The 22637-nt window shown below is 68.7% G+C and carries 17 protein-coding genes; 4 read left to right on the top strand and 13 right to left on the bottom strand.

Annotation, left to right across the window (positions count from 1 at the left end):
• The first annotated feature begins 1 nt into the window (after window position 1).
• Complete coding sequence (locus EV671_RS16640; protein WP_243655776.1) at window positions 2–967, top strand: PstS family phosphate ABC transporter substrate-binding protein; 966 nt, start codon at window positions 2–4, stop codon at window positions 965–967.
• On the opposite strand, the gene EV671_RS16635 is transcribed toward EV671_RS16640, so the two are convergent.
• The 13 genes from EV671_RS16635 to EV671_RS16575 form a co-directional block, all read right to left on the bottom strand.
• On the bottom strand, window positions 904–3999 hold the full coding sequence (locus EV671_RS16635) for an efflux RND transporter permease subunit (protein ID WP_132573750.1): 3096 nt from the start codon (window positions 3997–3999) through the stop codon (window positions 904–906). The two genes, EV671_RS16640 and EV671_RS16635, sit on opposite strands and share 64 nt — an antisense overlap.
• Window positions 3996–5081, bottom strand: coding sequence for an efflux RND transporter periplasmic adaptor subunit (locus EV671_RS16630; protein ID WP_207911183.1), 1086 nt, complete (start codon window positions 5079–5081; stop codon window positions 3996–3998). Before EV671_RS16630 ends, EV671_RS16635 begins: the two co-directional genes overlap by 4 nt.
• A 113-nt stretch (window positions 5082–5194) precedes the next feature.
• A complete protein-coding gene (locus EV671_RS16625; protein ID WP_132573746.1) occupies window positions 5195–5857 on the bottom strand; it encodes a response regulator transcription factor in 663 nt (220 codons plus the stop codon).
• Between the two features lie 108 nt (window positions 5858–5965).
• Window positions 5966–6526: a cytochrome b gene (locus tag EV671_RS16620; protein WP_132573828.1), complete on the bottom strand. Its 561-nt coding sequence runs from the start codon at window positions 6524–6526 to the stop codon at window positions 5966–5968.
• Between the two features lie 55 nt (window positions 6527–6581).
• Window positions 6582–7340 (bottom strand): COG4705 family protein, encoded by a 759-nt coding sequence (locus EV671_RS16615; protein ID WP_132573826.1) that lies wholly within the window; start codon window positions 7338–7340, stop codon window positions 6582–6584.
• Window positions 7341–7358: 18 nt separating this feature from the next.
• Window positions 7359–8465: a PstS family phosphate ABC transporter substrate-binding protein gene (locus tag EV671_RS16610; protein ID WP_165917612.1), complete on the bottom strand. Its 1107-nt coding sequence runs from the start codon at window positions 8463–8465 to the stop codon at window positions 7359–7361.
• Window positions 8466–8485: 20 nt separating this feature from the next.
• Complete coding sequence (locus EV671_RS16605; RefSeq protein WP_132573742.1) at window positions 8486–11377, bottom strand: TonB-dependent receptor plug domain-containing protein; 2892 nt, start codon at window positions 11375–11377, stop codon at window positions 8486–8488.
• Between the two features lie 109 nt (window positions 11378–11486).
• On the bottom strand, window positions 11487–12530 hold the full coding sequence (locus EV671_RS16600) for a PstS family phosphate ABC transporter substrate-binding protein (protein ID WP_132573740.1): 1044 nt from the start codon (window positions 12528–12530) through the stop codon (window positions 11487–11489).
• Window positions 12527–13585 (bottom strand): PstS family phosphate ABC transporter substrate-binding protein, encoded by a 1059-nt coding sequence (locus EV671_RS16595; protein WP_132573738.1) that lies wholly within the window; start codon window positions 13583–13585, stop codon window positions 12527–12529. Before EV671_RS16595 ends, EV671_RS16600 begins: the two co-directional genes overlap by 4 nt.
• A 301-nt stretch (window positions 13586–13886) precedes the next feature.
• The gene (locus EV671_RS16590; RefSeq protein WP_132573736.1) at window positions 13887–14300 is read right to left on the bottom strand and encodes a hypothetical protein; all 414 of its coding nucleotides are present in this window, start codon (window positions 14298–14300) and stop codon (window positions 13887–13889) included.
• 31 nt (window positions 14301–14331) lie between these two features.
• Entirely contained in the window at window positions 14332–15114 is a 783-nt protein-coding gene (locus EV671_RS16585; protein ID WP_132573734.1) for a COG4705 family protein, read from the bottom strand.
• Between the two features lie 171 nt (window positions 15115–15285).
• Window positions 15286–16599, bottom strand: a complete 1314-nt coding sequence (locus tag EV671_RS16580; RefSeq protein ID WP_165917610.1) for a sensor histidine kinase — start codon at window positions 16597–16599, stop codon at window positions 15286–15288.
• A 35-nt stretch (window positions 16600–16634) separates the two neighbouring features.
• On the bottom strand, window positions 16635–17294 hold the full coding sequence (locus EV671_RS16575) for a response regulator (protein ID WP_132573730.1): 660 nt from the start codon (window positions 17292–17294) through the stop codon (window positions 16635–16637).
• Window positions 17295–17586: 292 nt separating this feature from the next.
• Here EV671_RS16575 and EV671_RS16570 point away from each other — a divergent pair, with 292 nt between their 5' ends.
• The 3 genes from EV671_RS16570 to EV671_RS16560 all read left to right on the top strand — a co-directional run bounded on the left by EV671_RS16570 (window position 17587) and on the right by EV671_RS16560 (window position 22618).
• Window positions 17587–18366 (top strand): hypothetical protein, encoded by a 780-nt coding sequence (locus tag EV671_RS16570; RefSeq protein WP_132573728.1) that lies wholly within the window; start codon window positions 17587–17589, stop codon window positions 18364–18366.
• A 430-nt stretch (window positions 18367–18796) separates the two neighbouring features.
• Window positions 18797–19372 (top strand): PEP-CTERM sorting domain-containing protein, encoded by a 576-nt coding sequence (locus EV671_RS16565; RefSeq protein ID WP_165917609.1) that lies wholly within the window; start codon window positions 18797–18799, stop codon window positions 19370–19372.
• Between the two features lie 147 nt (window positions 19373–19519).
• Window positions 19520–22618: a S8 family peptidase gene (locus EV671_RS16560; protein ID WP_132573724.1), complete on the top strand. Its 3099-nt coding sequence runs from the start codon at window positions 19520–19522 to the stop codon at window positions 22616–22618.
• Window positions 22619–22637: the final 19 nt, after the last annotated feature.

Genomic DNA, 22637 nt, shown 5'->3' with positions numbered 1-22637 from the left:
CATGCACGGCCGGCGCCGCTTGCTGGTGGCCGCGCTGGCCCTGCTCGCCGGTGGCCCGGGCGTGGCGGCCGAGCCGGCGCCCTATCTGAACGCCGACGGTGCGGTCCGCATCGTCGGCTACAACGACATGCAGGACATGCTGGCCGCCATCACGGCGCTGTTCCAGCGCGCGCATCCCGAGGCCCGCTTCGAGCTGGTCCTCAAGGGCACCCGCACCGCACCACAGGCGCTGGCGCGCGGCATCTCGCTGTTCGCGCCGATGGGCGCGGAGTTCTCCGCCGCCGAGCTGGCCGATTACGCGAGGCTGACCGGCGGCGGCGTGCCGCTGCCTTTTCGAGTCGCGCACGATTCGCTGAACCCGGCGGCGCTGTCCGCGCCCCTGGGCGTCTTCGTCGATGCGCGCAACCCGGTCGCCAGCCTGAGCCTGGCGCAGCTGGCGCGGGTGTTTTCGGGCGAGGTGACGAGCTGGGGCCCGCTCGGCCTTGCAGGGGAGTGGGCCAAACGCCCCATCCACCTCTGCGGCATGGCGCCCGTGACGGCGCTGGGTGCGCTGATGCTGCGCCGACTGGGCCTCGCGTCCTTCGCGCCGGGCCTGCGCGGCTTCGTGCAATCGCGCGACGCGGTCGCCTGCGTCGCGGCCGACCCATTGGCGCTGGGCTTCGGGTCGCTGAACCGCGGCGTGCCGGGCGTGCGCCCCGTGCCGCTGTCGACGCAGGACGGCGGGCCCGCATTCGCCGGCACGCCCGAGGACATCGTCTCCGGCCGCTACCCGCTGGACCGCCACCTGCTGATCTACCTGCGCACCGACCCGGCCACGCGGCGCGTCGACCCGCTGGCGCGCGAACTGCTGCGCCTGCTGCTGTCCTCCGAGGGCCAGCAGCTCATCGCCGATGGGGCGCTCGGCTACCTGCCGCTGAACGCGCAGGAGCGTGCCGAGGAACTCAGGCGCTTGTCGACGCTGGATTGAGCCCCGGCGCGGTCGAACAGCAGGTAGAGCACCGGCGTGATGAAGAGCGTGATCAGCTGCGACAGCAGCAGGCCGCCGACGATGGCCACGCCCAGCGGCTGGCGCAGCTCGGCGCCGGCGCCCAGGCCCAGCGCGATGGGCAGCACGCCCATCAGCGCGCACAGCGTCGTCATCATGATGGGGCGAAAGCGCTGCCGGCAGGCCTGGCGGATGGCTTCGACGGCCGGCAGGCCCTCGTCGCGCCGCGCCGAGATGGCGTAGTCGATCATCATGATGGCGTTCTTCTTCACGATGCCGATCAGCAGCAGCACGCCGATCATCGCGATGAAGCTCAGCTCCATGCCCATCAGCCTCAGTGCCAGCAGCGCGCCCACCGCCGCGGACGGGATGCCCAGCAGGATGGTCAGCGGGTGCACCCAGCTTTCGTACAGCATGCCGAGGATGACGTAGATGACGGCGACGGCGGCGAGGATCAGCCACAGCTGCGCCGTCTGCGACTGCTGGTAGAGCGCCGCCTGGCCGCTGAAGGCGCCGAACACGGTGATGGGCAGATGCAGCTCGGCCTCGGCGGCATGGATGGCCGCGGCGGCGTCGGAGAGCGATCTGCCCGGCGCGAGGTCGAAGGACAGCGTGACCGACGGCAGCTGCGCCTCGTGGTTGACGGCGATGGTGCCCTTGCCGCGCGTCACCGTCGCGAAGGCGCCCAGCGGCACGCGCCGGCCTGCCCGGCTGCGCACTTCGAGGCCGAGGATGTCGCTCTCGTCGCGACGGGCCTCGTCGGCCACTTCGAGGATGACCTGGTAGCTGTCCTCGGGCGCGCGGATGGTGGACACCTGGCGGCTGCCGAAGGCCGAGTACAGCGAAGTGCGGATGGCGCTCAGGTCCACGTCGAACTGCGCCGCCTTGTCGCGGTCCACGTCGACCCGGGCCTCCAGGCTGTTCTTCTGGTAGTCGCTGTTCACGCCGATCAGCACGTCGGACGCACGCAGCCGGTTCACCAGCTTGTCGGCCCACTGGTCCAGCGCCAGCGCGCTGATCGCCTGCAAGGTGTATTGGTAGGTGCTCTTGGAGCTGCGCCCGCCCACACGCAGGTTCTGGACGGGGCTGAAGAACACGCGGATGCCGGGGATGCCGCTCGTGGCCTTGCGCAATTGCGCGAGCACGGCCGGCAGCTCGGGGCGCCGGCCGCGCTCCTTCAGGTCGATGGTGAGCTGGCTGGTGTCGTGGTCGACCTTGGTCGCCACGCCGGCCACGCTGGCGTCGGCCATCACGATGGCCTGCAGCCGGCGCACGACGACGAGGCGCCCGGCATAGGACATGTCCTGGGGCGTGTCGACGTTGGCGACGAGCTGCCCGATGTCCTCCTGCGGAAAGAATCCCTTGGGCGCCGTAAGGTAAAGCCAGGCGGTGGCCGCCACGGTGGCCGCGCCGACGAGCAGCACGAAGTTGCGGTGGGCGAGGGCGACGTCCAGCGCGCGCATATAGGCGGCCAGCGAGCGCTCGAAGGCCCGCTCGAACAGCTTGCTCCAGCCCGGCTCGGGGCGGTGCAGCGACTCGGGGCTCATCAGCATCGGCACCAGCATCGGGATCAGCGTGAGCGACACGACCGCCGACACCAGGATCGCGATGGACACGACGACGGCGAACTCGTGGAACAGCCGGCCGACGACGCCGGGCATGAAGAAGATCGGGATGAACACCGCCACCAGCGACACCGAGATCGACATCACCGTGAAGCCCACGTCGCGCGCGCCGGCTACCGCGGCGGCGACCGGCGAATCGCCGCGCTCGATGTGGCTGATGATGGCCTCGAGCACGACGATGGCGTCGTCCACGACGAGGCCGACGGCGATGGTCAGGCCCAGCAGCGAGATGTTGTCCAGGCTCTGATCCAGCCCGTACATCAGGCCGAAGGTGGCGAACAGCGAGATCGGCACGCTGAGCGACGGGATGAAGGTGGCTGCCGCGCGGCGCAGGAACAGCAGGATCACCAGCACCACCAGCGCCACGGTCAGCACGATGGTCAGGTTGACGTCGTGGATGGCGTTGCGGATGGAGACGGAGCGGTCGCTCAGCAGCTGCACTGACACGGACTGCGGCAGCTGCGCCTGCAGGCGCGGCAGCATGGCGCGGATGGCGTCGACCACGGCCACCGTGTTGGCGCCGGGCTGGCGGCTGACGCTCAGCAGGATGGAGGGCCGCCCGTTGACGTCGCTCATGTTCTGGACGTTCTCGATGCTGTCCATCACGCTGGCCACATCGGACAGGCGCACGCTGCGGCCCTGGCGGCTGGCCACGGCCACCTTGGCGAAGTCCGCGGCCTTCATCAGGTCGCCGCTCATCTGCACCGTCAGCGTCTGGCGTGGGTTGTCGAGCTGGCCGGTGGGCGTGGCGGAGTTGGCGGTCTGCAGCGCGGCGGCCACCTCGTCCAGCGTCAGGTCCAGCGCGGCCAGGCGCGCCGGGTCGGCCTGGATGCGCACCGCATAGCGCTTCTGCCCCGACACCTGCACCTGGGCCACGCCGTTGATGGTGGACAGGGCCGGCACGATGAGGTTGTCGCTGAAGGCGTTCAGCGCGGAGAAGGCCAGCGTCGGCGAGCTCAGGGCCACGAGCAGGATGGGCGCGTCCGCCGGGTTCACCTTGCTGTAGGAGGGCGGCGTGCGCATCTCCGCCGGCAGCTGGCGGCCGGCGCGGAACAGCGCGGCCTGCACGTCGGCCGCGGCGGCGTCAATGCTGCGGCTTTCGTCGAACTCCAGGGTGATCTTGGTCTGCCCCTGCATGCTGGTCGAGCTCGTCGTGAGCAGCCCGGGGATCGAGGAGAACTGCTTTTCCAGCGGGGTGGCTACCGAGGCGGCGAGGTTGTCGGGGCTGGCGCCGGCCAAGTTGGCCGTAACCTGGATGACGGGCGTGTCGTAGCGCGGCAGCGCCGAGATCGGCAGGTTCAGCCAGGCGATGAAGCCGGCGGTGACGGCGCTGATCCAGAACAGCAGCGTCGCGACGGGGCGGCGCAGGCAGGCTTCGGAGAGGCTCATTTCGCCAACCTCACCGCCATGCCGTCCTTCAGGCCCTGCTGGCCTTCGGTGACGACGCGCTCGCCGCCCGCGAGGCCCGCGACGACCGCGAGCTGATCCTGGATGCGCAGCAGCTTGACGGGCTTGACCGCCACCCTGGCGCCGGCGCCGTCGAGCACATAGACGAAGCGCCCGTCGGGACCTTCGAGCACGCTCTGCGGCGCCAGCGTCAGTGCACCGTGGTCGACACCCGCCGTCACGCGCAGCTTGGCGAACGAGCCGGGCCACAACAGCCGGCGGGTGTTCGGGAAGGCGGCTTTCAGGCCGATGGTGCCGGTGGCCGTGTCGACGCTGTTGTTGATGAAGACCAGCCGGCCTTCGACGGTCGAGCCATCCGGTGCGGTCAGCGCCACCGTGACCGCACCCGTCGCGCGTGCCGACAGCAGCGTCGGCAGTTCGGCCTCGGGCAGCGTGAACTCCACGCCGATGGGGTCCATCTGCACGACGTTGACCAGCGGCGTCGTCGCGCCCTGCTGCGCCAGGCTGCCGGGGTGGACGGACAGCGCGCCGGTCAGGCCCGCCATCGGCGCGACGACGCGGGTGCGGTCCACCAGCACGCGGCTGCCGTCGATGTCGGCATGCATCGCGTCGAGCTGGGCGCGCAGCGACTCGACCTTTCCCTCGGCCGCATCGACGACGCTGGCCGAATAGAAATTGTCCCGGGCGAGCTGGCGCGAGCGGGCCAGGTCGCGCTGCGCCTCGTCGAGCTGTGCCTGCACTTGCGCGGCTGCGGCCCGGGCCTTGCTGAGTTGCGCGGCCACGTCGCTGGCGTCCAGCGTGAACATCAGCTGGCCGGCCTTGACCTCCTCGCCCTCCTTGAAGTGGATGGCGCGGATAGTGCCGGTGGCTTGCGGCCGCACGTCCACCTGCTGCAGCGGCACGAGGTGGCCCTGCGCATCGAACTGGATCGGCAGGTCGCGCACGACGGCCGGCGCGGTGCTGACGAGTGGAGGCGGCTTGGCGGCGGCCGGCTTGTCGGCGGCCTTGCCCAGCGTCACGGCGGCTGCCACCGCCAACACGGCGGCAACGGCCCCGGCTGCCACCACGAAAACTCTTGTTCTGATCTTCATCGGCCTCTCGAACGGGCGGGCGCCCCGCGAGAAGCCATGCTAGGGCGGGAACCTGAACCCGTGCTTTAGCAAACCTGAACCGGTTTTCAGATGAACTGGTAGCCGACGCCCCGCACCGTCTTGAACAGCTGCTTGCCGGGGACCTCGAGCTTGGCGCGCAGCCGGCTCATGTAGACGTCGAGCAGGTTGGTGTCGACGTCGTAGTGGGAGGACCAGATCTTTTCGGAGATCAGCGTGCGCGGCAGGATGCGGCCCTGGTTCTGCATGAAGACCTCGAGCAGCGCGTACTCACGGCTGGTCAGGTCCACGGGCTTGCCGTTCATCTGCACCGTGTGGCTGAGCAGGTCCAGGCGGATGCCGGCATGTTCGAACACCACCTGCTTGACGGTGGACTGGCGGCGCACCAGGGAGCGCACGCGCGCGAGCAGTTCCTCCAGGCTGAATGGCTTGGGCAGATAGTCGTCCGCGCCGAGGTCCAGGCCCTTGACGCGGTCCTGCACGCCGTCGCGGGCACTGAGGATGAGCACGGGCTCCTTGAAGCCGCTGGCGCGCCAGCGGCGCAGCAGGTCGAGCCCGTCGCCGTCGGGCAGGCCCAGGTCGAGCACGATCGCGTCGTAGCTGGATTCGGCCAGGGCGTCCGAGGCATCGGCGCAGTTGCGCACCCAGGTCACGGTATACGAGCACTCGGACAGGCCCTGCTGCAGGAAGCGCCCGAGCCGTTCTTGATCTTCAATGACCAGGATCTTCATCGCCTTGTCTCCTTCGGCCGGCCAAGCCTCGGACGGGCTTGTGCGGCATGGCTCATTGTGCGGCAGTGCGCCCGCGCCCTCGGCCGAGAGCGGCCATCGGCATGATGCTCATGCGGCCTTGCCCGGCCGCATGCGGTCGAGCAGGCCGTCCTTGTCGATGACATGGTGCTTGAGCGCGGCGGCCAGGTGCAGGGCCACCGAGGCCAGCAGGACCCAGGACAGCAGGCTGTGCAGTTTTTCGAGCTGATGCGCGAGCGGCCTGTCGGCAGGCAGCAGGCCGGGCAGCGTCAGCACGTCGAACCAGACCACCGGCTGGCCCTTGGCCGAGCTCATGGCCCAGCCGGCCAGCGGGACGGTGAGCATCAGCGCGTACATCAGGCCGTGCAGGGCATGGGCCGCGGTGGCCTGCCAGGCCGGCATGGGCAGGTCCGCGGGAGGGTGGTGGGTGGCGCGCCAGAACAGCCGGGCAAGCACCAGCGCCAGCACCGTGATGCCGGCCGTCCGGTGCCAGCCGTAGATCTGCAGCTTGGTGGGCGAGCGGGGCAGGTCGCCCATGTAGATGCCGATGCAGAACGCCGCCACGAGGCCCAGGGCGACCAGCCAGTGCAGCACGATGGCGGTGGTGGTGTAGCGGGTGCTGGGCTGCAGGGACGGGTGGGCGGGCCCCATGGGTTGCAAGGCGTTCTCCTTTGGATGCGGATTGGGCGGAACGGGCGTGGCCGATTCAGGGCGACGCGGGGCTGGCCAAGGCCTGTCGCCGCCCGCGTTGCTCGAGCGCGACCAGGCTGACGATGACCATCAGGAAGGCGATGCTGGTCGCCTTCGCGCCAAGGCCGAAGCCGCCGTATGCCGGTGACTGCGACAGCAGATCCCCCAGCGCCGCGCCCAGGGGGCGCGTCAGGATGTAGGCGATCCAGAAGCTCAGCACGATGTCCGCCCCGAGAAAGTAGGCCAGTGCTGTGAGTGCGATCAGCGCGCAGCCGGCGATGACGCCCCATTGGAAGCCCAGGCCCAGGGCTTCGGTCGCCAGGTCGCCGGCGGCCGTGCCGAGGGCAAAGGTGCACAGGATGGCGCCCCAGTAGAAGAGCTCCCGGGGGCGGGTGTCGATGGCGCTGATCGAAAGGGTCCGTTCGCTCCTGAACCAGATCGAGAAGATCGCGATCAGGGCCGCGGCAAACACCGCCGTGCTGGCATAGAGGCTGACCTCCAGGCGGTCGGTCAGCACGTCGGTGATCTGCGTGCCCACCACGCTGACCAGCACCACGGTCAGCCAGTACATCCAGGGCACATGGCTGCGGGCCTGCAATTGCATGCAGAGCGCGACGGCCAGCAGGGTCCCCATGATGCCGGCGGTGATGCCCTGCCCGAGCCCCGCCTCGACGGCCAGATAGTCGGCGACCGTTTCCCCCACCGTGGTCGACATGATCTTGATGATCCAGAAGCCCAGGGCGACGTCGGGAACCTTGTTGAGCCGGCTCGGCATGTCCTGGTTCTGCACCGCTCAATCCAGCTTCTGTCTTTGTTGTTGCACCATCTCGGCCGGCAATGGCAGGTAGCTGCCGTTGCGCTCGACGATCTGCTGGCCCTCCCGGCTCAGGACGAAGCGCAGGAACTCGCGCAGCCTGGGTTCGAGGGGCGTTCCGGGCTTGCGGTTCAGGAAGATGTAGATGCTGCGCACCAGCGGATAGCGGCGCTCCTGAAAGCTCTCCTTGCTGGGAGCCACCGGCGCCGCGCCCTCCGAGGGCGAAAGCGCGATGGCCTTGACGCCCGCGACGCCCTTGGCCTGCGGCATCACGGTCCAGGCGATGCCGTAGCGGTCGTGGGACAGCTCCTTGCGCAACATCGACTGCAGTCCCAGCCGCTGCTCGGTGCGATCCTCGTCGGCGATCATCTTGCTTCCGGTCTCGACGTACTCGCGGTAGTTGGGGTTCCACTTGTCGCCGTTGCCCAGCACCTTCCACTGGAAGAAGCGTGTGGTCCCGGACGGCGCGTGCCCATAGGTCTGGATGGGCTTGTCGGCCCATTCGCCCTTCAGGCCCAGCTGCCCCCAGGTGCGAATGTCCAGCTCGGCGCCGCGGCCGTCGGACGGCGTCCACTTGAACCCGCGCATGCCGGCGCTGCGCGCGGCACCGAAGATGCCGTCGAGCTGCTTGAGGCTCAGGGACGCGATGGGGTTGTCCTTGTGCACGAAGATGACCGGCCCGTTGGACTTGCCGTCCACGTCGAAGGCGCCCGAGGCCACGGTGATCTCGGTCGGCGGGTAGCCGTAGACCTCGAAGAAGGCCAGGTTCTCGGTCAGCGTGGCTTCCCCGCCATCGGGCGCAAGGTCGGTCACTCCCGTGACGAGCGCGGGGATGGCGGCATCGCTGGTCGGCAGCTTGTCCTCGAACGTCACGCCGGGGTGGTGCTTCTGGAAGGCCTGCTCCCATTCCTTGAGCACACCGCCCAGCCCGAAGCCGTGGTTGCGGATGACGCCCGAGACCTTGGCCTCGGGCGTGTACTGGGGCAGTGGCGTGGGGGTGGCCCACGCGAAGCTGCACAGGCCCAGGGCGAGAGCCCCCGCGCCGGCTGCGATCGTGGCGGGACCGGGCTTCGGTCGGTGATTCATCGGCATCGAGAACCGGCCGCTCAGAACTTGGCCTGCGCGGTCACGTAGACCATGCGGCCGAGGGGCGAGTAGGAGGAGATGTCGGCGTTGTTGTCCGTGTAGGCCTGTGGGGCCAGCGGGGGCATCCGGTTGCCGATGTTGTTGACGCCCAGGGCCAGCGTGTAGCTCTTGACGCCGAGGAAACCGGCACGGCCGCCGCTGTAGGCCAGCCGCAGGTCCCAGCTCATGTAGGCGCTGACGGGCAGGGGCTTCAAGGTCTTGCTGGTCTCGTAGACGATGCCGCCGGGCCCGAGGTCGGTCACCGACGACACATAGGTGTTGCCCAGGGTCGCGAGCCACGGCCCTTGGCGCCAGTCCAGCGTTGTGTAGAAGCGGTACTTGGGCAACGTGCCCTGCACGCCGGTGCCACCGTTGGTCACCGTGCCGGCATATTCGTAGAACTTCTGGGAGGGCAGTGCCTGGAACTTGTAGGAATCGAAGATCGTTCCGGTCGTGCCGAGCGTGAAGGTGCCGGCGGCCGCGGTCTCCCATTCGTACTCCGCGTTGAGCGTGAATGCCTTCAGCTTCACGCCGCCCAGGTTCCTGAACTGGTCGATCGCGTAGACATTCAGGGAGTTGTTGGGGTCGGCCTGCAGATAGGCCAGCAGGTCACCCGGGTTCGCGAACGGCGTCGCACTCGGCTGACCGGGGAAGGCACCCTTGGCCACATTGGCGGCAAAGGGCGACGCACTGCCCAGCGCGTTCACGCTCTGCAGGATGTTGGCGAAACCGATGCCGCCCGGGTAGCCCTTCTGCGAGACATTCGAGTACTCGGCCGACAGCGACAGGCCCGGCACGGCATCCGGCCTGAAGGTCAGGTTGAGCGACTTGGTGTCCGCCTTGCTGGGCTGCAGGTTGGGGTTGTTGCCGTCCATGCCCTGCAGGCCCGGGTTGTTCAGGCCGAAGGTGCTCAGGATGACGCCGTTACCGACCAGGCGCGTGGCTGTCGGGCCGTATTCCGCATAGAGGGTCGGCGCGGTGAAGGATTTCGAGACGCTGGCCCGGACCGTCAGGCTCTGGTCGACGGGCTGCCAGCGCAGGCCGAGCTTGGGCGACACCGAGCTGCCGGCGTCGCTGTATTTCTCGGAGCGTGCGGCGGCGATGAGATCCAGCGCCGAGAAGCCGGGCAGCTTCCAGGACTCCCCGGTGATGGGCACGCGCACCTCGGCGAACACGGCGTCGATGCGGCGGCTCTTCGAGAACGCGTCGTAGAACTGGCCGCCCAGCCAGCTCTGCGCGCCGGGGCCGGTGTTGTGCGCGTTGTCGTCGGTGTGGGCCGCAAGGGCTTCGCGCCGCGTGCTCACGCCGATCGCAAAGCCGGGCTTGCCACCGGGCAGCGAGCCGAGCGTGCCGTTCAACGAGGCATCGAAGGAGTCGAGCCTGCTGGACATGTCGACGCGCTCGGTGCCGTACAGGTTCGCCAGCGAAGCGGGATCGAGCCCGGCCGCGCGCGCGAAGGGGTCGAGCGCGGGCTGGAGGCTGAGGGCGCCGGACGTCGAATAGTTGGCGTAGACGCGGCTGAACTTGCCGCCGGCCACCGCATTGCCGTTGGCGTCGTAGCCGCCCAGCACGGCCAGCGGGATGTTCGGCTTGAACAGCACGTTGGCCATGGCCCACTTCAGGTCGTTCTGGCTGTGGACGATGGCGGCTTCCCAGCCGAAGCCGTTGTCGAGCTTGCCGCGCAGGCCGGCAGTCACGCGCGCGGCGCCCTGGTCGTAATGATGCTCGAGGGGGCGGTCCCAGTCGGCGAAGTTGACCCCGGCGAAGCTGGCCGTGATCGGGTCGTAGGCAGCGCCCTTGGGCACGGTCAGCGTCGTGGCGACCGGCAGCATGCGCGTGGAACTGCGGTTGTCGGACAGCTGCAGGTCGCCAAAGGCGCTCAGCTTGCGGCCGATCAGGTCGGCGACGGCGTTGAGGCTGATCGCGACCTGGTCCTGCTGCTGCATCAGCGTCTGGAACTGCGACAGGTCGTAGGTGGCGGCATTGGCCGCCGTGCTCGACGCCAGATAGGTGCCGTTGGTGATGAGCGCCGCCAACGAGGGCGCCGTGGCCGCGGCGCCGGTGGGATTGTTCTTGCTCGGCGACACCTGGCCGCTGGCGAGGAGGGCCGGGCTGGCGCCGCCAATGCTGCCCGGCACGATGCTGACGCGGCCGGTGATGGGTGTCGAGAACGAGCGCTCGTTCTGGTAGAGCGGGTCGGTGTGCGAGGCGTTGACCGATGCCGTGAAGCGGGCGCCGTCTAACCTCGCGCCATAGGTCATGTAGGCGCCGTACTCGTTGTAGTTGTCGGCGCTGCCGTAGCGCACGCCGCCGTCGAAGCCCTTGGCGTCTGACTTCAGGATGATGTTGACGACGCCGCCGATCGCGTCGGAGCCGTAGATGGCGGAGGAACCGTCGGACAACACTTCGATGCGCTCGATGGCCGAGGGCGGGATCTGCGACGAGTTCACGAAGGCCTTGCCACCGACCGCCGCGATGCCGCTGATGGCGACGCGCCGGCCGTTCACCAGGACCAGGGTGTCGAGGTTGCGCAACTGCAGCTGCGAGCCGCCGCCGGTGCGCTGGTTCAGGTTGTTGGCGTTGGAGGCACCGGCGTTGCCGCGGCCTTGCAGCGTCGGCACGCCCTTGCGCAGCACCTCCAGCACGTCGGTGCTGACGCCCGCCTTCTCGATGGTCTCGCGGTTCATCTCGGTGACCGAGACGGCCGCCGCATCCTTGGTGGTCATCGGGACGGCTGACCCGGTGACGACGACCGTGTCCAGCTTGCTCTTGTCGTCGTTTTCGGCGGCACCGGCAGGGGCCGCCAGCAGGGCACCGAGCCCGGACATGAGAAGGCTGGCGGCGATCGCACTTTGTGTTCTGCGTTGCTTCATGTTGTCTCCGTTGTTGAATATGAAATGAAGCCAGGTAGCAGTTCGAGACTAGGCGCCCACCCTAAACCGGGAGTGAACTGCAGATTAATGAGCATTCAGGCCGCATCGCTCAATCGAGCTGCTGCAGTTGCTGCAGCAGCGTCGTTGCGTCGAGCGGCAGAAAGGCGGCGTCTTCGACGATGGCATGCATGCCGTCGCGGCTCAGGATGTAGCGCAGGAATTCGCGCACCTTGGGGTCGACCGGCTGCCCGGGACGGCGGTTGATGAAGGCCGTGCTGTAGCGGGTCAGCGGCCAACGCCTGAGCCAGGCGTTTTGCTTCGTGGGCTCGACCCAGGGCTGACCCTCGCTCTCGGCCAGGCCGATGCGGCGCACGCCGGGGTTCTCGAACAGCACGTTGGCGAAGCCGATGCCCGCCGGGTCATGAGCCACGGCATCGAGGATGTAGGTGCCGGCGTTGATGACCTCGCCCGTCGGCCTGTGCCCGTTGTCGAAGTCTTTCAGTTCGGGGTTCCAGCGGTCGCTGTCCCGCATGACCGCGAGGCGGAAGAAGCCGGCCATGCCGGTGTCGAAGTTGTAGCCATAGACATGGATGGGGCGGTCGGCCCAGTCGCCCTTCAGGCCGAGCTGGCCCCAGGTGCGGATGGGCCCCGGTGCGCCGCGCCGGCGCTCGGCGCCGTAGATCGCGTCGAGCTGTGCCAGCGTCATGCCGGCCAGCGGGTTGTCCTTGTGTACATAGACCATCAGCGCGAAGGTCTTGTGCTGCGTCGCATAGCTGCCCGACGTGATCTTGATGCCGGTGGCCGGGTAGCCGAACCAGTCCTCGAAGGCGCGCAGCTCCGGCCGGTAGGGCTCGCGGCCGATGAAGACGACGTCCGCGATGTCCGCATACAGCCCGGCCATGGCGGCCTCGGTGCCCTTGAGCCGCGTCACGAAGCCGATGCCGGGGTGATGCTTGCGAAAGCCGTCCTCCCAGGCCTGGACCAGCTCCGGGATATAGGGGTTGCCCCAGACGCGGATCGTGCCGGCGACGGCAGCCTGGGCCCGATAGGGCTGCAGATCCCTCAGGTAATCCGGCTCGTCGCCCGCCCTGGCGGTCGACAGGGCGAAGCCGGCGAGCAGCGCTGCGACGCAGCGCATCGCGTGTTGAGTCATGCGAGGGTCTCCTTGATGCGGGCCGCTTCCTGGCCCGGCAGCGCGAAATAGCCGCCGTCCGAGGCGATCGCCTGCTGGCCTGGCGCACTCAGCAGATAGGCGAGGAATTCGCGCACGGGCGCCTGCAGCGGTCCGCCCGGTGCGCGCTCGACGAAGACCTGCAGGTCCCGCACCAGCGGGTAGCGGCGCTGGGAGACGGTCGCGCGCGTCGGGAGCAGGAAGGGGGCGGGCAGGGCAGCCGACAACGCGACCGCCCTGGCCTGAGGCAGCCGGTCCGGCCAGGTCGCCAGCGCCAGCGCATGGGGTGTCTGCTGCAGCGCCTGCATCAGGCGCCGGGCGGCCTCCCGACCTTCATCCGCCGTTGTCGACGGGGTACCGAACTCGCGCAGGCGGCCGGTCCATTTCTGGCTGCCGCCCATCACCGCCTGCTGCATGAACTGGGGCAGATCGCCGGCGATGTCATAGGTCAGTACCTCCAGCGGCCGATCGCGCAGCGGCCCGTCGACGCCGAGATCCTTCCAGGTGTTCACCGGCGGGTGTCCGCGGCGGTGGTCCGCGCCGATTGCGGCGTCTAGCTGCTGCAAGCTCAGCCGCGTCAGCGGGTTGCTCCGGTGGACGAAGACGACGGGCGCCGGCGCATGGTCGGCGTGGTCGAGGCTGCCCGAGGCGACGATGACGCCGAAGGGATCGTGGCCGAAGATCGGGCGGTAGCCGTCGAGCTCGATGGCGATCGGCGGGCGCTCCATCAGCGCGATGTCGGCCGCGCCGGTGTAAAGGCCGCCGATGGCGGTCGAGTCGCCGCGCAGCGTGACTTCGAATCGCATCGCCGGGTGGAAGTGCTGGAAGCCCTTGATCCAGGCGGCCACCAGTGCGCCGGCCGGCGAGCGCTCGCGGCTGCCATGCCCCCAGATGCGGATCAGGCCCTCGACCGGGGCCTGCGGCCGATAGGGCGGATGGCCTGTGCCGGCCGCGAGCGCAGGCCAGGGCAGCAGGCCGGCGCCGGCAAGCGCGAGGCAGGTGCGCCGGGACGGATGGCCATGAAGCAGTGGCCTCATGGCAGGCAGCTGCAGCAGGCAGGGGTGGCCGCCGGAACGACCCGGGGCCAGGCCGGCGTGCGATGCACGTCTCGTGAAGAACGCAGTTCAACCATGTTGTCTCCGGCATCACGCGGTGCCTGCATGGGCGCCGCATTCGTTGACCGGGACGCTATCGACGGGGGCTGAACTTTCCCTGAAGCGATCCTGAAATCATGTTCAGGTGGGACTAGGTAGCTTCACTGATACGCCGATGAAAAAGCGCCCCCGGGCGGCATCGGCCGGCGGGGGCGGGAGCGAGGCAAAGCGGCGCTTCGGCGCTTCAGGCCTTGCCCTTCATGGCGTCGAACGTGGACAGCAGCTCGGCCATCGCCTTCTTGCAATCGCCGGCATTGGGCTTGTCCGCGCGCAGGGCGGCGAGCGCGTGGTCGATCGCCTTGTCGACGACATGCCAGTCGGCGGCCGCACGAGGCTTGAGGCCGGCTTCGGCGGCGTCCCAGCTCACCTCCAGATCCTTGATCCGCGCCTTGGCCTTGGCGAGGTCGCCGGACTGGACGATGGCGTCGACGTCCGCCGCGATCTTGCGAAAGGCGCTCAGATCGCCCAGCTTGCTCTGAGCGTTGGCGGATGCCGGCGGCGCGGCATTGGCGATGCTTGCGACGGGCGCGCCGAGTGCGAGGAAAAGCACGCTCGAGGCGGCGAAGAGGGTGCGGGACAGGGTGTGCATGGTTTTCATGGGATGTGCCGTGAAGGTCGGGGTGGAGGGGCTAGTGGAGGGCGGAAGGGCGGTGCTGCCTGAGCGCCTGAACCTGTGCCAGTGCGACGAGCGAGACGATGAAGCTCAGGAAGATGGCGCTGGTCCACATGGGGCCTATGCCCATGCCGCCGTAGGTCCTGTCCTGCGTCAGCAGGTCGCCGATCGCGGCACCGAAGGGGCGCGTCAGGATGTAGGCGACCCAGAAGCTGAGCACGGCGTTGGCGCCCATCAGCCAGGCGGCATAGGTGGCGCACAGCAGCGCGCCGAAGACGACCGAGCCCAGCGCGAAGCCCAGGCCCAGGGCCTCCGTGGCCAGGTCACCCACGGCCGTTCCGAGTGCGAAGGTGCAGAGGATGGCGGCCCAGTAGAAGAGCTCGCGTCGGCGCGTGACGATCGTCTGTATCGAAAGCGTCTTCTCGACCCCATGCCAGCGCGCGAAGATTGCTGCGAGCGCGATGGCGAAGGCCACGCTGCTGGCATAGAGGCTGATGCCGAGCCCATCGGTCAGCAGATCGGTGATCTGCGTCCCGACCACGCTGACCAGCACGACGCTGAGCCAGTAGATCCAGGGCACATAGGTCTTCGCACGCAGCTGCACGATGAGCGCGGCCACGAGCATTGCGGCCATGGCCAGGCTGGTGGGGCCCTGGCCCCAGCCGACCTGCACGGCGAGGAAGTCGGCGCCGGTCTCGCCCACGGTCGTGGAGAGCACCTTGATGACCCAGAAGGAGAGGGCGATCGCCGGCACCTTGTTGCGCCAGTCGATCGAGGTTGATGGATGCGGTTCGAGCATGAAGACTCCTTGAGGAAAGCTCGGTGGCAATGTGGGCCCGGGGGCGCAGCTCGGTCTTTGCCGTGCATGGCGCTGTCCTTGCCGGGATCTGCCACCATGGCGCGCAGTGTGTGACGGCGCCCCTTATCCCTGACTTAAGGATCGCGGTCGTGCCCGCGGCAGAACTCGCGGTCAGCGGCGCGGAAAGGACACGCGCACTTCGAGGCCGGGCTCGCCAACCCTGTCCAGCAACTCGACGACGGCACCGTGCTGCCCGGCGATGGCCTTGACGATGGCCAGGCCCAGCCCGCTTCCCAGCGCGGCACGCCCGGAGCGGGCCGGTTGCCCGCCGCGGTAGAAGCGGTCGAACACCCGCTCGCGCTCGGCCTTGGGAATCCCCGGCCCGGTGTCGAGCACGAAGAGCACGGGTCGCCCGTCACGCATCTCCGCGCCGACGTCGATGACGCCGCCGGACGGGGTGTGGCGCAGCGCGTTCTCGACCAGGTTGTTCAGCAGGATCAACAGCTGCGACCGGTCTCCCAGCACGGGGACTTCCTCCGCCAGCGTGGCGCCGAGGTCCAGCTGCCAGGCCTCCGCCTTCGCGCTCGCGGCCTCGACGACCTCGCGCACGATGCTGCCCAGGTCCAGCGGCAGCATCGGCGCAATCTGGGCCTCGGGCTCGGTGCGGGCCACCTGCAGGAGTTGTTCGACCAGCCGCTGGGCACGATCCACGCCCTGTTGCAGGTCCGCCCTGGCTGCGGCGTTGGCGGCGCCGTCCGAACTGCGGTCCAGCAACTGGAGCTGCAGCCGCAGCGCGGTGATCGGGCTGCGCAGTTCGTGAGCGGCGTCCGCCAGGAAGCGGCGCTGCGCCGTCATCGAATCGTCGAGCCTGGCCATCAGCCCGTTGATGGCCTGCACCATGGGTGTGATCTCCGCCGGCAGGCGGGTGCAGTCGATCGGCGCCAACGACCGCGCACTGCGACCGGCGACATCGCGGGCTGCCGCGTCCAGCGGCCGCAGCCCGAGGCGCAAGCCGTAGATCAGCAGCCCGCCTATGCCCATGGCCAGCAGCAGCATGGGCGGCAGGATCCGCGTCGCCGACTCGCGGGCTATCGCACGTCGGGAGTCGACGCGCTGCGCCGCCTGTGCATAGCCCACGCGGTGACGCGCGGTGTAGACGATCCAGCTCTCCCCGCCGACGCTGACCCGCGTCAGGCCTTCACTGTCGATGAAGGGCATTCGCACCTTCTCGTCGGACGCGTAGAGCAGCTTGCCCGCGGCGTCCCGGGTGAAGGTCTCGATCTCGGAATCCTCGAGTTCGGGCTCGGCGACTCGGCCCGTGCCCGCCGGCCGCTGCGCCGAGCTGGCGTCGCTGAGGTCGCGATACCTGGCGAGGCTTGTCGCGACATGCTTGAGTTCGGCATCCAGGGCCTCGTTGAATTCTTCGAGGGTCGCGAAGTAGACCGTGCCGGACACCGACACCGCGCCGATGAGCAAGGCGGCCATCACCAGCCGCAGGAGCGTCCGCTCGATCGAAAGCATCAGGGGTTGGCCAATCGGTAGCCCACGCCACGCACGTTCTTGATGACCGCCGCACCGAGCTTGCGGCGCAGGTTGTGCACATGGACCTCGATCGCATTGCTCGCGACCTCCTGGCCCCATCCGTAGACGGCCTCCTCCAGGCGTTCGCGCGACAGCACTTCGCCGGGCTTGTGCATCAGCGCCTCGAGCACGGAGAACTCGCGTGGCGACAGGTCGACCTTCGCGCCGGCCTTGCTGACCTCCTTGCTGGCCGGGTCGAGCACGAGGTCGCCCTGGCGGAGCTGAGGCGATCCGCTGCCGGCGCGGCGCCTCAGCAGGGCGCGGACCCGGGCGATCAGTTCGTCGAGGTCGAACGGCTTGAGGACGTAGTCGTCGGCACCGGCCTCCAATCCCGCGATGCGATCCTGCACCGTGTCCCGGGCCGATGCGATCAGCACGGGCAGCTCGTTGCGAGCCGCCCGCAGTTTCGCCAGCAGCTGCATGCCGTCGCCGCGCGGCAGGCCCAGATCGAGCACGGCGAGGTCGTAGACATCATTGGCCAGCGACAGCTCCGCATCACGGCCGTCGGTGACCCAGTCCACCGCGAAGCCGGCCTGCAGCAGGCCGGCCCGGACTGCCCGACCGATCATCGGATCGTCCTCGATCACAAGCAGTCGCATGTTTCGTTGTCTGGCATTGGCGGCGTGGCCCGTGCAGGATGGGCAGGGCGAATCATCGCCGGCCGGTCATTAAGGGAGGCTTAAGTCGCGGTCCGGGCTCGAGGCACCGCGCCACGGGGCCATCGTAAGTGCGATGAACCGGCCGGCGCGATGGCGGCGGTTGGTGGGGGCGCCCATGGGGCGAGCCCCGGCCTTAAGAAGAGGTTCAGGTTGCACTCAGGCGCTGTACAGGTGCCTCCAAAAGAATGGTGTTAAGCCTGCACAACCGTCTTCCCAACAGCCAACTATCGACATGAACCTTACCGGTCACCGCATCGCAATATCGAAAAACCTTGCTGGTCGAGTCCTGGTCGCGCTCACGCTCGGCTGGAGCGCAGCCACCGCCCTGGCCGCGGGCGGGCCGCCGATGGTGACCGACGACCCGGAGACGCCTGGCAATGGTCGATGGGAAATCAATGTCGCGGCCGTCGCGAGCCGAACCACCGGGCGGCGCGAACTGGCGATCCCGGACGTCGACATCAACTACGGGCTGGGCGACCGCATCCAGCTGAAGCTGGACCTGCCCTGGGTCCGGGTCTCCGCGCCGGACCTGCGCGCTCGCAGCGGGCCCGGCGATACCGAGGTCGGCGTGAAGTGGCGCTTCTACGACGACGAGGATTCGGGGCTGACCATATCGACCTATCCGCAGTACATGCACGCGTTGACCGATGCTTCGGTCGCGCGGGGGACGGCCTCGCCAGGGCACGAGTTCCTGTTGCCCATCGAAGCGGCGGGCGAGGTCGCCGGCGTGGGCTTGGTCGGCGAGGTCGGCAAGAACTTCGTTCAGGGGCAGAAGGGCCAATGGATTGCCGGGGTGATCGCGTCGCACCCTTGTGGCGACAACAACGAGTGCATGTTCGAGGTGCGTGGCCGGCACGGCGAAGGCCAGCATGCAACCCTCCTCAATCTCGGCGTCCATCACAAGCTCGACGATTCGCTGGCCCTGCTCTTCGCGGCAGGAGCAGAGCGTGGCACCCGTTCCGACGAGCGTCGCCAGACGCTTGTCTATCTTGGGCTGCAGTTCACGCATTGAGCTTGGCGCGGCGGGACGGTTCGGCCCGCCGTGGCCGCCGAACTCTCGGGCCGGCGGCATGCCCGTGCCCGAACAGCCCGTGCACGGTGGCCGGGTGATGGCGAGGCAGCGCGGTTTGCCCGGCTTGGATGGGCTTGAATCGCCCCGCCGACCTTCTTCATGCCGGCAGGCGCGCTGTCTGGAATTGCGCAGCCAGCACCGGGACATCGCGTAAACCCCCTGTCGACGCCGCTTACATGGCTGGGTGTCGCCGCTCGACAGCTTGCTGCAAGCTATTGATTTACGAAGTTATTCACGCCGTGGCTTGACTTTTGCTTGAACGGCCCATCGGGGCATGGCGTCCCGAGAAATCCGTAGAGCGTCCCGCACTGCGCGGGCACGCTGAGCTCAAGTCGAACAATTTTGGGAAAGGTCGATCATGCCGTCTCGAATGACAAAGCCACTTGCCTGCAGCCTGATTGCTGCGGCGCTGTTCGCCAGTGGCTCCGCGCACGCCAATCTGGTGACCAACGGCGATTTCGAAACCGGGGATTTCTCCGGTTGGATCACCGTGCTCGATCCGCTGTATGACTCCGTCACCGGCGTTGCGCCGGTGCCTCAGGCCGGTCTCTATGGCGCCAGCTTCGGCGGCGCCAAGAGCTCCATCAGCCAGACCATCGCCACCGTCGCGGGCGCGAACTATGTGGTCTCGTTCTGGCTCCAGCTGGAGGCCGACGTGACCGGTGCTGACCAGCCCAACGCCTTCAGTTTCGATTTCGGCGGGGCCACCGGGACCAGCCTGGTCAATGCCTCGGCGTTTGGCTACACCCCGTTCGAGGCCACCTTCATCGCGTCCAGCGCCTCCACCGACCTGACCTTCAACTTCAGCGAAGGGCCGGCTTTTTGGGATATCGATTCCATCCAGGTCAAGCTCCCCGAGCCGGGCAGCATCGCGCTGCTGGTTGCGGCCGGCCTGGGCGGGGCGGTGGCCACGCGGCGTCGCAAGACTGCGGGCACCTCGGCCTGAAGGATTGAAGGACTGTCGCCGGGCCTCGCGCCCGGCTTTGCCTTGGATGCCGCCACACCGCCAGCGGAGTCGCGGCAGGCTGCAGCAGCCAGCTGCTCGGTGATCAGGAAGCCCGTGGCATCGCCACGGCCGAAACAGGAGCGAGAAATGTCCAGAAGCGTTGTTCGCAGGTCGGCCATCAGCGCCGCCATTGCCTTGCTGGGTTCTGCCATCGGCGCCGCGTCGATGGCCCAGGAGGCCTTCCAGCCCGTCGGCAGCGACGTGAGCCTTGACCAGCCCTTCGTCCAGCGGGGCAATGACACGCAGCCGACCACGGTGATGGTCATGCTGTCCGGCGACTCGGTCGTCAAGATGGAGAAGCGCTTCGGCCGGCGCCTGGAGCGCAGCGAGCGCGAGTCCGTCGCCAGCGCCCGCCGCGCCGAGCAGGACACGGTCAGGCCGCATATCGAGCGGCTGGGCGGCAAGGTGCTTGCCCGCCTGCAGCACGCCCTGAACGGCATCAAGGTCCAGATCCCGCGCAACCGCATCAACTCGCTGCGGCATCTCCCGGGCGTCGTCGACGTGAAGGCGGTCGGCAACTACAACCGCCTGAACACGAACGAGGTGCAGCTGATCGGTGCGCCGCAGGCCTGGCAGTCGACGCTGGGGGCCTTCCAGGGCCAGGGCGTCAAGATCGCGATCCTCGACACCGGCATCGACTACACGCATGCCAACTTCGGCGGGCCCGGCACCGTGGCGGCCTACAACGCGGCCGCCGCGACCAGCACGGCGCCGCCGTCGCCGCTGCTGGTCGGCCCCTCCGCGCCCAAGGTCAAGGGCGGCATCGACCTGGTGGGCGACGCCTACACTGGCAGCAACACGCCGGTGCCCGATGCGAACCCGCTGGATTGCTCCGTCACCGCCGGCTTCAGCGGCCATGGCAGCCACGTCGCCGGCACGGCTACCGGCCTGGGCGTGCTGACCAGCGGCGCCACCTACAGCGGCCCGTACACGGCCTCCGCCTACTCGACCAACAGCTTCCGCATCGGCCCCGGCGTGGCGCCCAAAGCCGATCTCTACGTCGCGCGCGTGTTCGGTTGCAGCGGCAGCACCAATGTGGTGGCCGAGGCCATCGACTGGGCGGTGGCCCAGGGCGTGGATGTGATCAGCATGTCGCTGGGCGCCGACTTCGGCAATGTCGGCAATGGCGACGGCGGCAGCCTGGCCGAGGCCCAGGCCGTGGCCGATGCGACGGCGGCGGGCATCGTCGTCGTCGCCGCCTCCGGCAACTCCGGTTCCACGCCCTATATCACCAGCGCGCCGGGCGTCTACGAGGGCGCCATCTCGGTGGCCGCGACCGACGCACTGCCCGGTGTGCCGACCGCGTCGCTGGCGCTGGCCGGCGGCGCCAGCGTCAACGTGCTGAATGCCAACGGCGGGGCCTACGCCAGCGGCACCACCTTTCCCGTCCGCGTGCTGCGCAATGCGGACGGCACCGTGTCGCTGGGCTGCGACCCGAACGAGTACGACCCCGCGGTGACCGGCGTCAGCCTGGCCGGCAAGGTCGTCGTGACCCAGCGCGGCAGCTGCGCCCGCGTCTTCCGCGCCGGTGCGGCCCAGCACTTCGGCGCGGCGGCGGCCGCGATGATCAACAACGCTGCCGGCCTGCCGCCCTATGAAGGGCCCATTCCCGGCGGGGCCACCAGCCCGACCAGCGGCAACATCTACGAGCCGGTGACGATCCCGTTCTTCGGCATCGCGCTGGCCGACGGCGCCACGATCAGCGGGCCGACCGGCGGGCCCGCGGCGGCCACCGCGCAGGCGACGAACACCGGCATCAGCCCGAACGCGGGCTTCGAGAAGATCGCCAGCTTCTCGTCGCAGGGGCCGCGCATCGGCGACAGCGCGATGCGCCCCAGCGTCACCGCGCCGGGCGTGTCGGTCGTGTCGACGGCCTCGGGCACCGGCAACGGCTTCCAGATCCTGTCCGGCACCTCGATGGCCACGCCCGCCGTCGCCGGCGTCGCTGTGCTGGCCAAGCAGGCCCACCCCGGCTGGTCCCAGCCCGACCTGCGTGCCGCCATCGTGCAGACGGCCTCGCCCAGCATGATGAAGGACCTGGCGCAGCGTGCCGAAGGCGGCGGCCTGGTCCAGGCGCAGGCAGCCGTCGCGACCCAGGCCGTCGTGCGCATGCCCGATGAGAGCATCTCCTTCGGCTTCCAGGATCTGCTGAGCGACTTCAGCGGCACCAAGACGGTCACCGTGCACAACGCGGCGACGAAGGCGGTGCAGTTCAACATCGCGGCGGTCAAGACGACCGGCCCGGCGGCGGCGACCGTCAGCGCGCCTGGGTACGTGATCGTGAATGCCAACAGCGATGCGACCTTCCCGGTGCGCCTGGATGTTCCGGCGGCCTCCGTCGGCGGCGGCACGGGCTTCCAGGACGTCGGCGGCTATCTGCAGTTGACGCCGTCCAATTCGCGCTTGAACGCCAACGTCAAGCTGTCGGTGCCGTTCTACATGGTGGCGCACAGCCGGTCCAACATGGCCGTCAGTGCATCCGGCGGCACGCTGACCTACGGCAACGCGGGCGGCGCGATTTCCAGCCAGCCGGTGCCCTTCGTGCTGGGCCAGTACCAGCCGACGCCTCTGGGCGTCCAGCAGCTGGACGTGCGCGCGGTGGGCGTGAGGTCGTCGGGCACCAACCTGATCTTCGGCCTCAACACCCACAACCGGATGTCGACAACGCTGGCCAACCAGGAAGTCGACATCTGCATCGACACGAGCGGTGGGCCTGGCTTCACGCCGAACAAGATCCTGATCGGCCTCAATGGCTCCCGGTTCAGTTCCTCACTGGCCAAGTCGACCTATGCCACCGCGGTGTTCCCGACCGACGCGAACTGCAACATCAATGGCAGTGGCACCATCCTGTTCACGGTGACTCAGCCGACCGACAACTCCACGCTGCAATTGCCGGTCACGCTCGCCGCCTTGGGGCTGAGCTCGGCCAGTCCGCGCATCAAGTACGTCGTCAACTACTACGGTACCGACGGCAGTGGCGCGCAGATGCCCGGCGTCGGCAGCTACAACGCGTTCACGCCGGCCGTCACCTTCGGTGCGTCGCCGGTGGTGGCGCCGAATGGCACGGGTACGTCGAGCTTTGCCGTGAATGCAGAGATCGCCAACACGCCGGCGCTCGGCGTCATGCTGCTCCTGCGGGACAACGTGCCGGGCGCAGCCCAGGCCGCGTTGCTTCCCTTGCAATAAGCTCGGCGGGACTATGCTG

The sequence above is a fragment of the Roseateles saccharophilus genome (assembly GCF_004342485.1).
GTDB classification, from domain to species: domain Bacteria; phylum Pseudomonadota; class Gammaproteobacteria; order Burkholderiales; family Burkholderiaceae_C; genus Pelomonas; species Pelomonas saccharophila.
This window is presented reverse-complemented; position numbering and strand designations above follow the sequence as displayed.

Excerpts from the sequence above, each read along its gene's own strand:
- EV671_RS16615 (WP_132573826.1), bottom strand. The coding sequence starts at position 7,340 with ATGCCGAGCCGGCTCAACAAGGTTCCCGACGTCGCCCTGGGCTTCTGG.
- EV671_RS16575 (WP_132573730.1), bottom strand. The coding sequence starts at position 17,294 with ATGCGACTGCTTGTGATCGAGGACGATCCGATGATCGGTCGGGCAGTC.
- EV671_RS16640 (WP_243655776.1), top strand. The coding sequence starts at position 2 with ATGCACGGCCGGCGCCGCTTGCTGGTGGCCGCGCTGGCCCTGCTCGCC.
- EV671_RS16570 (WP_132573728.1), top strand. The coding sequence starts at position 17,587 with ATGAACCTTACCGGTCACCGCATCGCAATATCGAAAAACCTTGCTGGT.
- EV671_RS16605 (WP_132573742.1), bottom strand. The coding sequence starts at position 11,377 with ATGAAGCAACGCAGAACACAAAGTGCGATCGCCGCCAGCCTTCTCATG.
- EV671_RS16635 (WP_132573750.1), bottom strand. The coding sequence starts at position 3,999 with ATGAGCCTCTCCGAAGCCTGCCTGCGCCGCCCCGTCGCGACGCTGCTG.
- EV671_RS16565 (WP_165917609.1), top strand. The coding sequence starts at position 18,797 with ATGACAAAGCCACTTGCCTGCAGCCTGATTGCTGCGGCGCTGTTCGCC.
- EV671_RS16620 (WP_132573828.1), bottom strand. The coding sequence starts at position 6,526 with ATGGGGCCCGCCCACCCGTCCCTGCAGCCCAGCACCCGCTACACCACC.
- EV671_RS16580 (WP_165917610.1), bottom strand. The coding sequence starts at position 16,599 with ATGGCCGCCTTGCTCATCGGCGCGGTGTCGGTGTCCGGCACGGTCTAC.
- EV671_RS16585 (WP_132573734.1), bottom strand. The coding sequence starts at position 15,114 with ATGCTCGAACCGCATCCATCAACCTCGATCGACTGGCGCAACAAGGTG.
- EV671_RS16595 (WP_132573738.1), bottom strand. The coding sequence starts at position 13,585 with ATGAGGCCACTGCTTCATGGCCATCCGTCCCGGCGCACCTGCCTCGCG.
- EV671_RS16625 (WP_132573746.1), bottom strand. The coding sequence starts at position 5,857 with ATGAAGATCCTGGTCATTGAAGATCAAGAACGGCTCGGGCGCTTCCTG.
- EV671_RS16560 (WP_132573724.1), top strand. The coding sequence starts at position 19,520 with ATGTCCAGAAGCGTTGTTCGCAGGTCGGCCATCAGCGCCGCCATTGCC.
- EV671_RS16600 (WP_132573740.1), bottom strand. The coding sequence starts at position 12,530 with ATGACTCAACACGCGATGCGCTGCGTCGCAGCGCTGCTCGCCGGCTTC.
- EV671_RS16610 (WP_165917612.1), bottom strand. The coding sequence starts at position 8,465 with ATGAATCACCGACCGAAGCCCGGTCCCGCCACGATCGCAGCCGGCGCG.
- EV671_RS16590 (WP_132573736.1), bottom strand. The coding sequence starts at position 14,300 with ATGAAAACCATGCACACCCTGTCCCGCACCCTCTTCGCCGCCTCGAGC.